A 288-nucleotide genomic window follows, 5' to 3' on the forward strand; every position below is an offset into this window, starting at 1 on the left:
GCTGAAGCAGGTCCGCACCGGCGAGGGACCGTCGTACGAGGAACTGGTGGAGAGCGAGGGCCGGCCGCGGCTGCGCGGTCTGCTCGACCGGCTCCAGACGGAGAACTTGCTGGAAGCGGCCGTCGTGCACGGCTACTTCCCCTGTGTCTCCAAGGGGGACGACCTGATCATCCTGGACGAGCAGGGCATCGAGCGCACGCGGTTCACCTTCCCGCGCCAGCGCCGGGGCCGCAGGCTCTGCCTCGCCGACTTCTTCCGCCCGGAGGAGTCCGGCGAGAGGGACGTGGT

1 protein-coding gene is annotated in these 288 nt (G+C 70.1%); it reads left to right on the top strand.

Translation table 11 applies throughout. The features are described from left to right. A partial coding sequence (locus tag ADK64_RS14060) for a vitamin B12 dependent-methionine synthase activation domain-containing protein (RefSeq protein WP_159046232.1) occupies window positions 1–288 on the top strand: 288 nt, incomplete at both ends.

The sequence above is a fragment of the Streptomyces sp. MMG1121 genome (assembly GCF_001280015.1).
Classification (GTDB): Bacteria; Actinomycetota; Actinomycetes; order Streptomycetales; family Streptomycetaceae; genus Streptomyces.